Source organism: Streptomyces sp. T028, assembly GCF_048159505.1.
Taxonomy (GTDB): Bacteria; Actinomycetota; Actinomycetes; order Streptomycetales; family Streptomycetaceae; genus Streptomyces.
In genome coordinates this window covers 314941-330204 of record NZ_JBLRVZ010000026.1, presented here as the reverse complement: position 1 = coordinate 330204, position 15264 = coordinate 314941, and the positions used below count along the sequence as shown (strand labels likewise).

Genomic DNA, 15264 nt, shown 5'->3' with positions numbered 1-15264 from the left:
TCCGGCCACCGACCGGCATCGGCGGCGTGGCGTGGAACAGTGGGAGGAGGGCGGCGAAGGAGGTCGCGATGAGTCACCCCGTGCTGGCGGCCGTCGACGGATCCGAACCCAGCCTCAGGGCGGCCGACCGGGCCGCGCGGGAAGCGGCGTCGCGGGGTGTGCCGTTGCGTCTCCTGCACGCCTCCCCACCGCTTCCGGGTGACGCCGTTCCGGCCGTGGCCGAGCGGAGGCTGCACGAGGTGGGCGAGGGCGTGCTCGCGCGGGCGGTCGCCGACCTCGGCGCCCGCCACCCCGGCCTCCGGGTGCGGAGCGAGCAGACCGTCGGCCCGCCCGCCACCGCCATCCTGACCGCCGCGCGAGACGCCGGGCTTGTCGTCGTGGGCGCACGCGGCTCGGGAGGCTTCGAGGGCCTCGCGGTCGGCTCGGTGGCTCTCCGTGTGGCGGCGGCCGCCGCCTGCCCCGTCGTCGTGGTGCCCGACCGGCTCTTCGGCGGCTTCGGGGACAGGACGCCGGCGGTCGTAGCGGGTTTTGACGCGCACCGTCCGGTTGACGAGGTGGCGGACTTCGCCTTCGCCACCGCCCGGACCGGGGGTGCGGTTCTGCGGGTGGTGCAGGCGTGGGCGCTTCCCGCCGAGGCCGTCTCTCCCCGGACGCTGTTCGTGACCGAGGAGGACCGCGCCGGCTGGGAGGACCAGGAGGTCCTGCGGTTGTCCGACGCCCTGCGCGGATGGCGGGAGAAGTATCCCGAGGTGTCCGTCCGCCCCGACGTGGTCCTGCTCCACCCCGCGCCGGCGCTGCTGAACGCGTCCCGGGGAGCGGACCTGCTCGTCGTGGGCCGCCGCAGCACCCCGCGCCGCACCACCCCGCAGGCGGCGGAGGGCCGACTGGGGCCGGTCACGCACGCCGTCCTGCACCACACCGGCTGCCCGGTGGCGGTCGTGCCGTACGCCGGCTGACGGCCGTACCGCCCGGATCAGCCGAACCGGATCAGCCGAACCGGATCAGCCGAAGAACACCTCGAACTCGTCGAACAGCGACAGGTCCACCGTCCTGTTCCCCGCCCCGGCCTCCGGCAGAGCGGTGCGGACGATCCGGGTTCCGCGCAGGGCCACCATCGTGCCGAAGTCCCCCTCCTCGACCGCGTCCACGGCGTGCAGCCCGAAGCGGGTGGCCAGCCACCGGTCGAAGGCGCTCGGCGTGCCGCCGCGCTGGACGTGGCCGAGGACCGTGGTACGGGCATCCGTGCCCGTGCGCTGCGAGATCTCCCGCGCCAGCCACTCCCCGACGCCCGAGAGCCGCACATGGCCGTACTCGTCCAGCGACCGGTCCTTGAGGATCGCCTGCCCCTCCTCGGGCACGGCGCCCTCCGCCGCGACCACGATCGGCGCGTAGTTGATCTTGAATCGGCTCCGCACCCACGCGCAGACCTGCTCGATGTCGAACGGCCGCTCCGGGATGAGGATCACGTTCGCGCCGCCCGCGACCCCCGCGTGCAGGGCGATCCATCCGGAATGCCGCCCCATCACCTCCACCACCAGGGTGCGCATGTGCGACTCGGCGGTGGTGTGGAGGCGGTCGATGGCCTCGGTCGCGATGCCGACGGCCGTGTCGAAGCCGAAGGTGTAGTCGGTGCCGGCCACGTCGTTGTCGATCGTCTTCGGTACGCCGACCAGCCGGATCCCCTGACGGCTGAGTTCGGCGGCGACACCGAGCGTGTCCTCGCCGCCGATCACGACGAGCGCGTCGACCTGGTGTGTGGCAAGGGTGTCCTGGATGCGCCGCACCCCGTCCTCGTGCTTGAACGGGTTGGTGCGGGAGGAACCCAGGATGGTTCCGCCACGGGGGAGGATCCCTCGCACGGCGGCGATGTCCAGCGGCACCACCCTGCCCTGGATCGCACCGAGCCAGCCGTCGCGCAGGCCGACGAAATCGAAGGCGTACTGCTGAACGCCCTTGCGCACGACGCTGCGGATGACGGCGTTGAGACCGGGACAGTCCCCACCGCCGGTCAGCACCCCGACCCTCATGGCTTCCTCCCTTCGCCGCGCGCGGTGACGTCAGGACGGTGGGTCGGCCGAGAGCCGTGCGACCCCCTCTCCATCATGGGTGACCGCGCCCCCGTCTGCGACCCGCCCCGGCCCGCCCCCGCTCACGTCGCCAGTCCGGCGCGGCGCGACGTGCCGGGGTCCGGCGCCGTGGAGGTGTCGTCCACCCGGTGGCGCAGGTCCGCGGAGACGTCGACCACCCCGTCCACGCCCTGGCACAGGCGTACGACGACCGGGATCAGCGACTTGCGCTCGACGGTGCCCTTCAGCGACACCCGTCCGTCGACCACCCGCACGGTGATCGCGCCGGGGGTGATGCCGAGGGTGCGCAGGAGTACGTCGCCCGAGATGTCCTCCCGGATGGCGCTGTCGCCCCGCAGGAAGACGCGCAGCAGATCGGCCCTGCTGATCACGCCGATCGGCCGGTCGGCCTCGTCGACCACCGGCAGCCGTTTGACGTGGTGGCGCTCCATGACCTGGGCCGCCTCCACCGCGCTCCACTGTGGCCGCGCGGTCACCGCCGGGCTGTTCATCAGTCCCTCGGCGGTCGTGGCCTCGGCCTTCGCACGGTCGGCGGGCTTCGGACGCAGGACCGGCAGCAGGTCCGCCGGATCCAGCAGGGCGGCCTCCTTGCGCAGCAGGTCCGCCTCGGAGACCACGCCGATCGTGTGTTCGTCGTCGTCCACGACGGGCACGGCGGTGATGTCGTGCTCGGCGAGCAGCTTGGCGATCTCCTTGAAGCCCGTGTCCCGGTGCACCTTGACCACCGAGGTGGTCATGAGGTCGCTCACCATCCGGTGCCACATGGTTCCGCCTCCTCGTGTCGCACGCCTTCCCCCTTCCACTCTCCGCCCGCCCCGCACGGGGCCGCATGGGCCGGTCGGCCCCCGGCTGCCGGGCGCAGGTGCCCGAGCGGCCGCGCTCAGTCGTGCGGGACGACGGCGACGGGGCAGTGTCCGTGATGGAGGGCGGCGTGGGCGATCGGACCCACGTGGGGTGCCGTACCGTGCCGGTGCGCGCGTCGGCCGACGACGAGCAGCGCGGCGCCGTGGGCGGCCTGGACGACGGCCTTGGCCGGGCTCGCCAGACGGATGCTGTCGGCCACCTCCACCTGCGGGTACTTCTCGTGCCAGGGCCGGAGCACCATGTCCAGCTCCTTGCGGGCGTCGCTCGTGATCTCCTCGGTGACGCCATGGTCCACACCCCACGGCATGCGCGCGTGGAGCGGCACGCTGTGGCCGTGGACGGCCAGGAGGGGAAGCCCGCGGGCCGCGGCGGTGTGGAAGGCGAAGTCGAGCAACTCGTCGCTGTGGCCGTGCAGTTTCAACGCCACGACCACATTGGCCGCTTCCGCCGGGGAGGATCCCCGCTCCGCGCGGACCAGGACGACCGGCCGGTGGGCCCGCGCCACGACCGGCATGCTGACATCACCCATGAAGTAGCTCGCGACGGCCTCCAGTCCCCGGGAGCCGAGCACGAGCATCTCCGAGTCCGAGGCGGCTTTGACGAGGGCCTCCTGGGCGTCCTCGGGGACCAGGTTCCCGACGACGGTCAGCCCCGGATGACGTGCCTGGAGCTCCGCCTGCGCGGTGTGGACCAGGCGCTTCGCCCAGTAGTTCTGGTCGACTTCGGACACGACACGGGGCGGTTCCGGCGCCAGCAGCGGCCACGCGTGCAGCAGCCGCAGGGTGAGCCTGCGCCTCTCGGCCTCGTCCGCGGCCCAGCGGGCGGCGGCGAGGCTCTCCGGTGAGCCGTCGAGGCCCACGGTGACGACGGGTTGCATGGCGGCGGCCTCCGTCTCGTACGAAGCTGGACATGACGGTGGATGACGGTGCGCTCTCTCCCTTCGAGGAGAACCCATTCCCCGCCGCCGCGCATGTGGACGCAGGGGGCGAGGGCGGGGGCAGGGGCCGCCCGCCGGTCCGACAGGGACCTTCGGCCCCGTGACCCGAGCCCTTCGGCGTCCCAAGCTGGAGGAAGGAGCGGGGGGAAGTGACCAGCGACCCGCTGGAGGCCGGCCCATGGACGCACAGGGATCACCGTTCACCTCCGGACCGCCCCCGCCGCGCGACGCGCACGTGCCGAAGGGCGCGAACCCCCTGAGGCGCCCGTCCGACCGGTTCGAGTGCTGGTTCCGTCGCGTCCTGCTGGCCGTCCTCGTCCTGGGGCTGCCGGCGGCAGCGGTCGGCGCGGGGCTGGCGGCGTACGACACGTCGATGCGCACCGTCCGGGCCCAGACGGCGGAACGCCACCAGGTCACCGCGCGCCTGACACAGGACGCCGAGCGCGACGACGGCGTGGCGAAGCAGCCGGCGCAGGTTCGCTGGACCGACGGCAACGGCGTCGTACGGACCGGAACCGCCCTGGTGAAGCCGGGAACGTCCGAGGGAGCAGCCGTACGCGTGTGGGTGGACCGCGGCGGAACCCTCACCGCCCCGCCGGCGAGCACCCTCAACGCGCGGACCACCGGCTGGCTGGCCGGCGGCATGACGGCGTTCGGTGTCGCCTTCGGGATCTACGCGGTCTGGACGGGCACCCGCCTGCTGCTGGACCGCGGAAGGTACGCGCGGTGGGACGCCGAGTGGGAGGTGGCGGAGCCGCTGTGGTCCGCGCGCTTCCGAGGATGACGAGCGGGACGATGACGAGCGGGACGAGGAGGAAAACGATGCCCCACACCATGGAATGGACGGTCCGTCTCCACCTCTTCGAGGACGACGAGGGAACGACGAAGGCCCGTCTGGTACTGGACACCGGCAGCACGGAACTCACCGGCCACGGGGCCGCGCACTGCCATCCGGCGGACGTGAACGTGCCGGAGATCGGCGACGAGCTGGCGGCCGGCCGGGCGCTGAACGACCTCGCCCGACAGCTGCTGCGAGCCGCCGAACTCGACATCGAGGGCATGGGCGCGTCCCTGCCGGACACACCCGGGGCCCTGGCATGGCCCCTGTGACGCCCCGGCAGGCCACACGGAGTCCCGTACGGCCCCGCCGGCGGACCCCGGCCCCGGCCCCGACGCCGAGCGCGTCCGCGCGGAACTGAACGGAGAGGGTGGTCACCATGCACGCTCACCTCGGCGACCAACTCGTCATCGAAAGCACGACGTCCGGCGCCACCCGGCGCGACGGCGAGATCGTCGGACTCCACCACGCGGACGGCACACCGCCGTACGACGTGCGCTGGTCGGACACGGACGAGGTGACGCTCGTGTTCCCCGGGCCCGACGCGCACATCCACCCCGTCGAGCACGGCCGGCCCGGGGCCGCGCAGGGGTTTTCCGCGCGGGAGGCGGGCGGTTCCGAAGAGGCTCCGCGGGCCGGCGCGGCCAACCCCGGCGACATCGGCCGGCGGGTGGCCGCCGAACGCCGCCGACAGGGACTGGGCCGGGAGGAGACGGCCCGCCGCGCCCGGATGTCGCCCGGCTACCTGTCGTACCTGGAGGAACACCCCGCCGATCCGAGCGTGGCGGCCCTCATCCGGCTGGCCGACGCCCTGGGCACCACCACCGCCGCTCTGCTCGGAGGCGGCGGCGACCTGCCGCCCGGCCAGGGGCACGCACTGCTGCACCCCCGCCTGCGGGACCTCGGTGAGGCGGAATGCCGCACCCTGCTGTCCACCCACGGCGTGGGGCGTGTCGCGGTGACCTCGTCCGACGGCCGCCCGGCGGTCGTGCCGGTCAACTACGAGATCGTCGACGACACCATCGCCTTCCGGACCGCTCCCGACTCGCTGCCCGCGGCGGCCGTCGGAACGGAGGTCGCCTTCGAGGTCGACCACCTGGACGACGCCCTGAGCAAGGGCTGGAGCGTGCTCGCCGTCGGCCTTGCGAGCGTCGTCACGGAGCCCGAGGCGGTGCGCAGACTCACCGAGCGCGCCCACACCACGCCCTGGGCGGGCGGTGGACGCGAGATGTGGGTGTCGATCCGCCCCACGAGCCTCACCGGCCGCAGGATCACCGCGGAAAAGCAGTAGGGGAGGACCCCCGTGAGCCGACGAGCACTGTCCGACGAGCGGGTGGCGGCCCTGGTCCATGACGCGGCCGCCGCACCGTCCATGCACAACGCGCAGCCCTGGCGCTTCCGTTATCTCCGGCACAGCCACACCTTCGAGCTGCGCGCGGACTTCGAGCGCGGCATGCCGCACGCCGACCCCGACACCCGCGCCCTGCATCTCGGCTGTGCCGCCGCTCTGCTGAACCTGCGGGTCGCGGTCGCCCACGAGGGCCTGCACCCCGAGACCCTGCTGCTGCCCGACCTCGCCGACCGGGCGCTCCTCGCGAGCGTGCGGCTGACCGAGGGGGCCGACGCGGCCGACGGCGAACGGGATCTCGCCGCGCTGCATCCGGCGATCCATCAGCGGCACACCAGCCGCTACCCGTTCGAGGAGAGGGAGATCCCCGAAGCCGTACGGGAGGCGCTCACCGCCGCCGGCCGGGCCGAGGGCGCGACGCTGACGTTCCCCACCTCATGGCATCTGCGGGAGGTGCTGGAACTCTTCCAGGAGGCCGAGGCCCGCAACCGCACCGACCGCGGCAGGGAGCAGGACCTCGCCCGCTGGACCGGTGGCGACGAGGTGTCCGTGGGCACCGCCGGCGAGGGAGTCCCGCCCTCCGCCTACGGGCCGCGCATGCTCGGCGGAAAGGCCCCCATGCGCGACTTCGCGGGAACCCGGCAGCCGGCGGGACGGGAAGCGGCCGACTTCGAACAGACCCCCCAACTGGCCCTCGTCAGCACGGTTTACGACCGCCCCGAGGACTGGCTCCGCGCCGGACAGGCCATGGAACGCGTCCTGCTGCTGGCCACCCTCCACGGCTTGGCCGCCTCCTTCGCCACCCAGCCCCTCGAATGGACGGACCTGCGCTGGCCCCTGCGCGACCCGTCGACCGGGACGGGCTCCACCCAGGTCGTGCTCCGCCTGGGCTACGGCCCGAAGGGGCCCGGCACACCACGTCGTCCCGTGTCGCAGGTACTCGACATCGAGCCCTGACGGGCACCCCGGCCGCCCCGTCCGTGTCGCGGCGGCCCGCGGGCGGTGCGACGGTAGGCACAGGGGATCACCCGGCGGCGCGAGCCCCGGACCGCGAGCCGGGGAAGGGGGGACAGGATGCAGGAGTGGACCTGGGAGTGGGAGGGCTACGACCCCGCCGGCGAACAGTTGCGTGAATCGCTCTGCACCCTCGGCAACGGCTACTTCGCCACGCGCGGAGCGGTACCCGAGTGCCGGGCGGGGCTGGTGCACTGCCCGGGAACCTACGTGGCCGGGTGCTACAACCGCCTGGAGTCGACGGTCGCGGGACGGCAGGTGGTGAACGAGGACCTGGTCAACCTCCCGAACTGGCTCCTCCTGAGGTTCCGGGTACGCCACGCCGGGGGAGCCTGGGGCGCCTGGTTCACCCCGGACACCCACTCGCTCCTGGACCACCGGCACACCCTGGACCTGCGCCGCGCCACTCTCACCCGTACCCTCCGCCTCCGGGTGGACGGGGCCGGCGTGCTCGCCGTCGAGCAGACCCGGCTGGTGCACATGGGGGACCCCCACCTGGCCGCCCTGCGGACCGTCTTCACGGCGGAGGACTGGGCCGAGGACAGGTCGGGCGAGATCGAGATCGAGTCCGGTCTCGACGGCGATGTGATCAACGGCAACGTGCACCGCTACCGCGCCCTCGAACACCGCCAGCTGACCGGCGTACGCACCGGGACCGCCGAGCCCCGCACGGTCTGGCTGACCTGCCGCACCAGCACCTCCGGCATCCGGATCGCCACGGCCGCCCGTACGGCCGTCTCCGGTCCCTCCCCGGTCACGTCCGAACTCCGCCCGGGCCGCCGCCGAGCCGTCCATCGACTGGTGGTCCCGCTCACCGCCGGCCGGCCCGTCGCGGTGGAGAAGACGGTGGCCCTGCACACCTCGCGCGACTCGGCGATCGGTGACCCGCTCGCCGCGTCGGTCGACCGGACGGCCACGGCGGGGGACTTCGCCGGCCTGCTGGACTCCCACGCCGCCGCGTGGGAGCGACTGTGGCGGCGCGCGGAGATCCAGGTCCCGGGCCGGGCCGGTCGCGTCCTGCGCCTCCACCTCTTCCACCTCCTGCAGACGCTGTCCCCGCACACCGCGGACCTGGACGTGGGCGTCCCGGCCCGGGGACTGCACGGCGAGGCGTACCGCGGCCATGTCTTCTGGGACGAGCTGTTCGTCCTGCCGTACCTCAACCTGCACTTCCCGGAGGTCTCCCGGGCGCTCCTCGACTACCGCTACCGGCGGCTGCCGCGGGCCTGCCGGGCCGCCGCCGAGGCCGGCCGGGCGGGGGCGATGTACCCGTGGCAGAGCGGCAGCGACGGCCGCGAGGAGAGCCAGGAGTGGCATCTGAACCCCGCCTCGGGACGCTGGCTGCCCGACCACTCCCGGCTCCAGCACCACGTGGGCTCGGCGATCGCCTACAACGTCTGGCGGTACTGCGAGGCCACCGGCGACACGGAGTACCTGCACACCAAGGGCGCGGAGATGCTTCTGCAGATCGCCCGGTTCTGGGCCGGCCTCGCGGCCCACGACCCCGGCACGGGCCGCTACCGCATCCGGGGCGTGGTCGGCCCCGACGAGTACCACGACGCCTACCCGGGCGCCGCCCGGCCCGGACTGGACGACAACGCCTATACGAACGTCACCGCCGCCTGGGTCCTCGCCCGCGCCCTGGACCTCCTGCACCGCCTCCCCGCCTGGCGCCGGGAGGAACTGTGCGACCGCGTCCGGCTGGACGCCGAGGAACCCCTCAAGTGGGACGAGGTCTCCCGGCGGCTGTGGGTCCCCTTCCACCGGGGCGTCATCAGCCAGTTCGAGGGGTACGGCGATCTCGCCGAGCTGGACTGGGACGCCTACCGGGCCCGGTACGACAGCATCCGGCGGCTGGACCGGATCCTGGAGGCCGAGGGCGACTCGGTCAACCGCTACCAGGCGTCCAAACAGGCCGACGTCCTCATGCTCGGCCATCTGTTCTCGCCCGCCGAGTTGCGGCAGCTGTTCCGGCGCCTCGGCCACGACGTGGACGACGAGGTCTGGCGCAGGACGGTCGACCACTACCTGCGGCGCACCAGCCACGGCTCCACCCTCAGCGGACTCGTCCACGGCCTGGTGCTCGCCCGAGCCAGACGGGCCGAGGCATGGCAGTACGTCAAGGAGGCACTCGAAGCCGACGTCGCCGACATCCAGGGCGGTACGACCGGAGAAGGCATCCACCTCGGGGCGATGGCCGGAACCCTCGACCTGGTCCAGCGCGGCCTCACCGGACTGGAGACCCGCGAGGACGCCCTCCGGTTCGACCCGGTCCCCCTCCCGGCGCTCTCCGCGTACGGGTTCTCGCTGCGCTACCGCGGCCACTGGGGCGTGAGCGTACGGCGCCGCGACGGCGAGCTGCGGATCGGCGTGCCCGACTCCGAGGAGTCACCCCTGCGCGTGCTGCTGCCCGACCGGGCCGTGACCGTCGCGCCGGGGGAGACCTGCACGCTCGCGGTGCCGACGAGCTGAGGAGAAGCGCATGAAATGGCTGGTCTCCGTCGTCGGCGCCGGGCTCGTCATGGTCACCCTGCGGGACCTGTTCCACACCCTGTGGCACCCCACCCGGCACGGCGGTCTGAGCCGCCTCGTGATGACCGCCCTGTGGCGACTCGCCAAGCGCCTCCGCTCACGCGGGCGGGTGGTCGGACTCGTCGGACCGCTCGCCATGGTCACCGTGGTGGGCATGTGGGCCTTCACCGTCGTCCTCGGCTGGGCGATCGTCTACTGGCCCCACATGCCCGGGGCGTTCACCTTCTCGCCCGGTTCCAAGGCGGCGCGGGAGCCGGCGGTGCTCGACTCCCTGTACCTGTCCCTGGTCACGGTGGCCACCCTCGGACTGGGCGACATCGCCCCCGACGAGGGCTGGCTGCGCCTGGTCTCACCGCTCGAGGCCCTCGTCGGCTTCGCCCTCCTGACGGCCACGGTCTCCTGGGTGCTGGAGATCTACCCGGCACTCACCCGCCGAAGAGTCCTGGCCATCCGCCTGGCCCTCCTGCGCGACGCGCGACCGACGGAGCGACAGCTCGACTGCACCGCGGGCGCGTTGCTCCTGGACAGCCTGGCCACCGACGTCGTACGCGTCCGCATCGACTTCACCCAGTACGCCGAGGCCTACTACTTCCACGACGGCGAGGAGCACTCCTCACTGGCGGCCATGATCGGCCATGCCGCAGTCCTCGCCCGACACGGCCGGTCGGCCCGGCTCCCGGAGGTCCGCCTCGCGGCCGACCTCCTCAGCGGCGCCCTCGACGACCTCGCCACCGTCCTCGACGAACGCTTCCTCCACACCGGCGGCACACCGTCGGAGGTCTTCGCCGCCTACGCCGCCGACCACGGCCGCCCCTTCACCCCTCCACGGCCACCCGGACCACGGTGACCGTGCGGCCCGGACGTCCTCAGCCCTCGAACGGGATGTCCAGCCGGGCCGCGACGGTGGTGAGGGCCGCGCCCAACGGGAGCGCGACCCGGGTGAGGGCGTGCCGGTCACCCCGGGTCGGGTCCCGGTTGACGATCAGCACCGGCTTCCCGGCCCGGGCCGCCTCGCGGACGAACCGGAGCCCGGACATCACCGTCAGCGAGGAACCCAGGACCAGTAGCGAGGCCGCCTCACGGACCAGCCCGCGGCAGTGCTCGACCCGCCGCGGCGGAACGGCCTCGCCGAAGAACACCACGTCCGGCTTGAGGACGCCGCCACAGACCGCGCAGGGCACCACACGGAAATCCCCGACCTGTTCGTCGGTGAGGTCGGCGTCACCGTCCGGGTTGATGCCCGCGGCCACCGGCGCGAAGCCCGCGTTGGCCTCCTCCAGCCGCCGGGCGAGGTCCCGGCGCGGGCTGAGGGCGCCGCAGGAGAGACAGACGACCCGCGCCAGGCTCCCGTGGAGTTCCACGACGTCCTCGCTGCCGGCGGCCTGGTGCAGGCCGTCGACGTTCTGGGTGATCACACCCGCGAGCAGACCGTGCCGCCCGAACGCGGCCACGGCCCGGTGCCCGGCGTTGGGGCGGGCACGGCCGAAGGTGCGCCACCCGAGGTGGCTGCGCGCCCAGTACCGGCGCCGCGCCTGTGCGTCGGCGGTGAAGTCCTGGTAGGTCATCGGGGTGTGCCGGCTCAGACTCCCGCCCACGCCCCGGTAGTCGGGGATGCCCGACTCCGTGGAGATGCCCGCCCCGCTGAGCACCAGCAGCTTGCCGGTGCGCAGGGCCTCGGCGACCGGCTCCGGATCCGTGGTGCCTGGGGGCAGGCCCTCGTCGGGGGTCCAGCTCAGGGTGGGGCGCATGCGCATGGCGCCAGGGTACGAAACCACCGGCCCCGGCCGCCCCACCGCTTGAGATGACCGGCGGGCGGGCAGACAGTGGGATGCATGAACCGTCACCGACGTCCACACCGCAGAGCACCGTGGATCGTGGGTGCGGCAGCCGTCCTCGTGGCGGGTGGCCTGGGAGTCTGGGCGCTGACGGCGTCGGACGACGGCACGCCTGGACCGGCGCCGTCGGCGTCGAACGACCTGTCCCTGCCCACACGAACCCCCTCGCCCACACTGACGGCCACCCCGGAAACCTCCAGTACGGCACGTCCCGAACCCACCCGGACGCGGGAAACCCGACCACCGGCGACGGCGGGGCACCCCAGCCGTCCCAGCGGTCGTACGACAGCCGGACGCACGCCCTCCACTTCGCCGTCCTCCGTCGCGCCACCCACGCCATCGACACCATTGACGCCATCGACGCCGGTGTCGTCCACCACACCCGCCCCACCCCACCAGGCGCTCACCGCGACCGCGGTGCCCCGGCCTTCACCGACCGTGTCCACCACGTCTTCGTCCCCGGTCCCGGCGCGGCCGCCGACGGCCGCGAGCAGCCCGGCCGTGACGACGGTCTGGTTCACGTCTCCCGCGGCCGAGGCCGCTGCCCGGCGCATGGCCGCCTCAGGGACGGTCGGTGACCCGGCGTGCACGCTGTCGGCGAAGGGCGACCCCGACCCCCGGCTCGTGCCGCAGGGCGGCCGTATCGGCGTCGGTACCCACGACGGCTACTGGTGCCTGATCTGGTAGCAGCCGCAGCCCCGCCGCCGAGTGTGACGCAGGCCATAATCCCGATGGCCCGATCTTGGAATGCCCAGGCCCCCCACCGCTGCTGCACCCCTTGTCGCCGCCCGCTCCGCCGCATCCGGATCGTCGCCCCTGAAAGGTGTTCCCGCTCCATGCCCCTGGCCCTGCTGTCCCTCGCCGTCGTCGCGTTCGGCATCGGTACGACCGAATTCGCCACGATGGGACTGCTTCCCCAGATCGCCGACGGCATCGGTGTGTCCGTCCCGCAGGCCGGCAACGTCGTCTCCGCCTACGCGCTCGGCGTCGTCGTCGGCGCCCCCATCCTCACGGGCATCGGCGCGCGCATCCCCCACAAGCGGCTGCTGCTGCTCCTGTCCGGGCTCTTCGTCCTCGGCAACGTCGCATCCGCGCTCGCCCCCGGCTTCGGTCTGCTGTTCGCCGCACGTTTTCTGGCCGGCCTGCCCCACGGCGCGCTGTTCGGCGTCGGTGCGGTCGTCGCCTCCCGGCTGGTCGCCCCCGACCGGGCCGCACGCGCGGTGTCGAAGATGTTCCTCGGCCTGACCATCGCGAACATCGTCGGTGTCCCGGCCGGTACGGCCCTGGGACAGCAGCTGGGCTGGCGGTCCGCGTACGTCGCGGTCGCCGTCATCGGCCTCGCCGCCCTCGCCGCGCTGGCCGTCTTCGTCCCCCACCAGCCCCGGGGGCAGCAGTCGGGCGTCGGCCGCGAGTTGCGGGCGATGGGCAACAAGCAGGTGATGATCGGCCTGGCCACGGCCGTCGTGGGATTCGGCGGCTTCTTCGCCGTCTACAGCTACCTGGTGCCCATGCTGACCAACCTGACGGGCCTCTCCGACTCCTCGACCACGCTGGTCCTCGCGCTCTACGGCGTCGGCATGACCCTCGGCACGCTGGTCGCGGGCCCGCTCACGGACCGTGCCCTGCGCCCGACGCTGTACGCGGGGCTCGCCCTGCTGTCCTGCGCGCTCGTGGCGTTCTACTTCACCGTCCACAGCACGGTGCCCGCCCTGGTGACGATCATGTTCATCGGCGCGATGGGCGCCCTGATCACCACGCCCGTCCAGATGCTGCTGATGGCCAAGGCGAAGGACGCCCCGACCATGGCGGCGGCCTCCAACCACTCCGCCTTCAACCTGGCCAACGCGGGCGGCGCCTGGCTCGGCGGCCTCGCCATCTCGGCGGGCTGGGGCTGGGCCTCACCGGCTCTGGTCGGCGCGGCCCTGGGCGTCGCCGGACTGGGGCTGGCGTTCATGGGCGGCCTCATCGACCGAGGCGGCCGTCACTCCGAGGTGATCACGTCGTCCGGCGCCCAGGCCGAGCCGGTCACCTCGGCTCGGTCCCAGAGCGGCTAGGACACGGCCGGCGAGAACCGCTCCGGCCGGTGGTCCGTGTACACGAGGGTGATCCGGGAGCAGTGCGACACCTGAGGCCGTACCTGTGCCGGTGTCAGCGGCCTTTGCGTACTCGGGCCGCCGCGCGGGCTTCCGCGACCTTGCGGGCCTCGGAGGCTTTGCGGGACTCCTTCGCGGGGCGGCCCGCACGGGAGCCGAGGCCGCGGAAGGGGACGTCGCCGCTGTTGGCCTTCGTCGCGGTCGGCGGACGCTTCGCGCCGGTGATGGCGGTCAGCTTCGCCTCGCCGGAGCGCACCTGGGTGACCGTCGGCCGGATCCCGGCGTCGGACATCATCCGGTTCACGTCGCGTCGCTGATGGGGCGTGACCAGGGTGACCACGGTCCCGGACTCCCCGGCCCGTGCGGTGCGCCCGCCACGGTGCAGGTAGTCCTTGGCGTCGGCCGGCGGATCGACGTTGACGACGAGGTCGAGCGTGTCGATGTGAATGCCCCGCGCGGCGACGTTGGTGGCCACCAGCACGGTGATCTCACCGTCCTTGAACCGGCCGAGCGTGTGCGTGCGCTGGGGTTGCGACTTCCCACTGTGCAGGGCTCCGGCGCGTAGGCCGCCGGCCCGCAGGTGACGGGTGAACCGGTCCACGTCGGCCTTGGTGTCCAGGAACATCAGCACCCGGCCGTCCCGTGCGGCGATCTCGGTCGCGGTCGCGTACTTGTCGGCGGCGTGGATGTTCAGCACATGGTGTTCCATCGTGGTGACCGAGCCGGCCACCGGGTCGACCGATGCGAGATACGGGTCCCGAAGGTAGTCACGCACGAGTTGGTCGACGTTGCGGTCGAGCGTGGCCGAGAACAGCAGCCGCTGCCCGTCGGAGCGCACCTGGTCCAGGATCTCCGTGACCTGCGGCAGGAAACCCAGGTCGCACATCTGATCCGCCTCGTCCAGCACCGTGATCCGCACCTGATCGAGGTGGCAGTCCCGGCGTGACACCAGGTCGGCCAGCCGTCCCGGCGTCGCGACGACCACGTCCGCGCCCGTTCGCAGCAGCGCCTGCTGCCGGTTGATCGACAGCCCGCCGACCACGGTCGCCAGTCGCACCCTCAGTGTCCGGGCGTACGGGGTCAGTGCGTCGCTGACCTGCTGTGCGAGCTCCCGGGTCGGCACCAGGACCAGCGCGAGTGGCCGCTTCGACTCCGCCCGCAGCCCTGCGGTCCGGATGAGGAGCGCCAGCCCGAAGGCCAGCGTCTTGCCGGAGCCGGTCCGCGCGCGGCCGAGGACATCACGGCCGGCCAGCGCGCTGGGCAGGGTGGCCGCCTGGATCGGGAAAGGCTCGGTCACGCCGAGGCCGGTCATCGTCTTCATCAGTTCCGGCGGTAGCCCGAGTGCGTCGAAGGACGCGGCCGGAGGCAGGCCCGGGGACACTGTCTGCGGCGTCTCGGGTTCGCCCCGCGATCCCGCCGCTCGATGGGGCGTACCGACATGGGAGCGCCCAGGCGCCGAAGACTTCGCGTTCATGGGGAACCTTCCTGATCCGGCGCCCCGGCGATGTCGACGCGTGGCCTCATTTTATCAGCGGGTTCAGGATGCCCCCTGGCCCGACATCGGGCAGGGGCGCCACATCCCTCTTCGCGTCCCGTTGTGGTCGAGCCCACGCGCGTCGCCGGAGTGCACGACGAGCGGCGCCGGGAACCGAGATGATCGGCCGATCGTCCTAGTGGACGTGCCTCGTGCTCTCACCCCTGGATGCGGCCCGTATG

The 15264-nt window shown here is 73.1% G+C and carries 15 protein-coding genes; 9 read left to right on the top strand and 6 right to left on the bottom strand.

Translation table 11 applies throughout. From position 1 onward, the window contains the following. The first annotated feature begins 68 nt into the window (after nucleotides 1-68). Nucleotides 69-956 carry a universal stress protein gene (locus tag ACLZN2_RS25420; protein ID WP_416981323.1) on the top strand — a complete coding sequence of 296 codons (888 nt, stop codon included), beginning with the start codon at nucleotides 69-71 and terminating at the stop codon, nucleotides 954-956. Between the two features lie 45 nt (nucleotides 957-1001). On the opposite strand, the gene ACLZN2_RS25415 is transcribed toward ACLZN2_RS25420, so the two are convergent. The 3 genes from ACLZN2_RS25415 to ACLZN2_RS25405 form a co-directional block, all read right to left on the bottom strand. Further along, a complete protein-coding gene (locus ACLZN2_RS25415; protein WP_416981322.1) occupies nucleotides 1002-2027 on the bottom strand; it encodes a 6-phosphofructokinase in 1026 nt (341 codons plus the stop codon). Nucleotides 2028-2149: 122 nt separating this feature from the next. Then, a complete protein-coding gene (locus ACLZN2_RS25410) occupies nucleotides 2150-2851 on the bottom strand; it encodes a CBS domain-containing protein (protein ID WP_416981321.1) in 702 nt (233 codons plus the stop codon). Between the two features lie 116 nt (nucleotides 2852-2967). Further along, nucleotides 2968-3828 (bottom strand): universal stress protein, encoded by an 861-nt coding sequence (locus ACLZN2_RS25405; RefSeq protein WP_416981320.1) that lies wholly within the window; start codon nucleotides 3826-3828, stop codon nucleotides 2968-2970. A gap of 238 nt (nucleotides 3829-4066) precedes the next feature. On the opposite strand from ACLZN2_RS25405, the gene ACLZN2_RS25400 reads away from it, so the two are divergent. The 6 genes from ACLZN2_RS25400 to ACLZN2_RS25375 all read left to right on the top strand — a co-directional run bounded on the left by ACLZN2_RS25400 (nucleotide 4067) and on the right by ACLZN2_RS25375 (nucleotide 10467). Then, complete coding sequence (locus ACLZN2_RS25400) at nucleotides 4067-4672, top strand: hypothetical protein (RefSeq protein WP_416981319.1); 606 nt, start codon at nucleotides 4067-4069, stop codon at nucleotides 4670-4672. 38 nt (nucleotides 4673-4710) lie between these two features. Then, nucleotides 4711-4998 (top strand): DUF1876 domain-containing protein, encoded by a 288-nt coding sequence (locus tag ACLZN2_RS25395; RefSeq protein ID WP_416981318.1) that lies wholly within the window; start codon nucleotides 4711-4713, stop codon nucleotides 4996-4998. Between the two features lie 107 nt (nucleotides 4999-5105). Continuing rightward, complete coding sequence (locus ACLZN2_RS25390; protein ID WP_416981317.1) at nucleotides 5106-6017, top strand: DUF1918 domain-containing protein; 912 nt, start codon at nucleotides 5106-5108, stop codon at nucleotides 6015-6017. 12 nt (nucleotides 6018-6029) lie between these two features. Continuing rightward, nucleotides 6030-7031, top strand: coding sequence for an Acg family FMN-binding oxidoreductase (locus ACLZN2_RS25385; protein ID WP_416981316.1), 1002 nt, complete (start codon nucleotides 6030-6032; stop codon nucleotides 7029-7031). 117 nt (nucleotides 7032-7148) lie between these two features. Then, complete coding sequence (locus ACLZN2_RS25380) at nucleotides 7149-9560, top strand: glycoside hydrolase family 65 protein (protein ID WP_416981315.1); 2412 nt, start codon at nucleotides 7149-7151, stop codon at nucleotides 9558-9560. A gap of 10 nt (nucleotides 9561-9570) precedes the next feature. Further along, nucleotides 9571-10467 (top strand): potassium channel family protein, encoded by an 897-nt coding sequence (locus tag ACLZN2_RS25375; RefSeq protein WP_416981314.1) that lies wholly within the window; start codon nucleotides 9571-9573, stop codon nucleotides 10465-10467. A 19-nt stretch (nucleotides 10468-10486) separates the two neighbouring features. Here ACLZN2_RS25375 and ACLZN2_RS25370 read toward each other — a convergent pair whose 3' ends face one another. Both ACLZN2_RS25370 and ACLZN2_RS25365 read right to left on the bottom strand, forming a co-directional pair. Then, nucleotides 10487-11374 (bottom strand): NAD-dependent protein deacetylase, encoded by an 888-nt coding sequence (locus ACLZN2_RS25370; RefSeq protein ID WP_416981313.1) that lies wholly within the window; start codon nucleotides 11372-11374, stop codon nucleotides 10487-10489. 86 nt (nucleotides 11375-11460) lie between these two features. Continuing rightward, the gene (locus tag ACLZN2_RS25365; protein WP_416981312.1) at nucleotides 11461-11976 is read right to left on the bottom strand and encodes a hypothetical protein; all 516 of its coding nucleotides are present in this window, start codon (nucleotides 11974-11976) and stop codon (nucleotides 11461-11463) included. Here ACLZN2_RS25365 and ACLZN2_RS25360 point away from each other — a divergent pair. Further along, a complete protein-coding gene (locus tag ACLZN2_RS25360) occupies nucleotides 11957-12142 on the top strand; it encodes a hypothetical protein (protein ID WP_416981311.1) in 186 nt (61 codons plus the stop codon). The two genes, ACLZN2_RS25365 and ACLZN2_RS25360, sit on opposite strands and share 20 nt — an antisense overlap. A 149-nt stretch (nucleotides 12143-12291) precedes the next feature. Next, a complete protein-coding gene (locus ACLZN2_RS25355) occupies nucleotides 12292-13509 on the top strand; it encodes an MFS transporter (RefSeq protein ID WP_416981310.1) in 1218 nt (405 codons plus the stop codon). A 94-nt stretch (nucleotides 13510-13603) separates the two neighbouring features. Here ACLZN2_RS25355 and ACLZN2_RS25350 read toward each other — a convergent pair whose 3' ends face one another. After that, nucleotides 13604-15022 carry a DEAD/DEAH box helicase gene (locus tag ACLZN2_RS25350; protein WP_416981309.1) on the bottom strand — a complete coding sequence of 473 codons (1419 nt, stop codon included), beginning with the start codon at nucleotides 15020-15022 and terminating at the stop codon, nucleotides 13604-13606. Nucleotides 15023-15264: the final 242 nt, after the last annotated feature.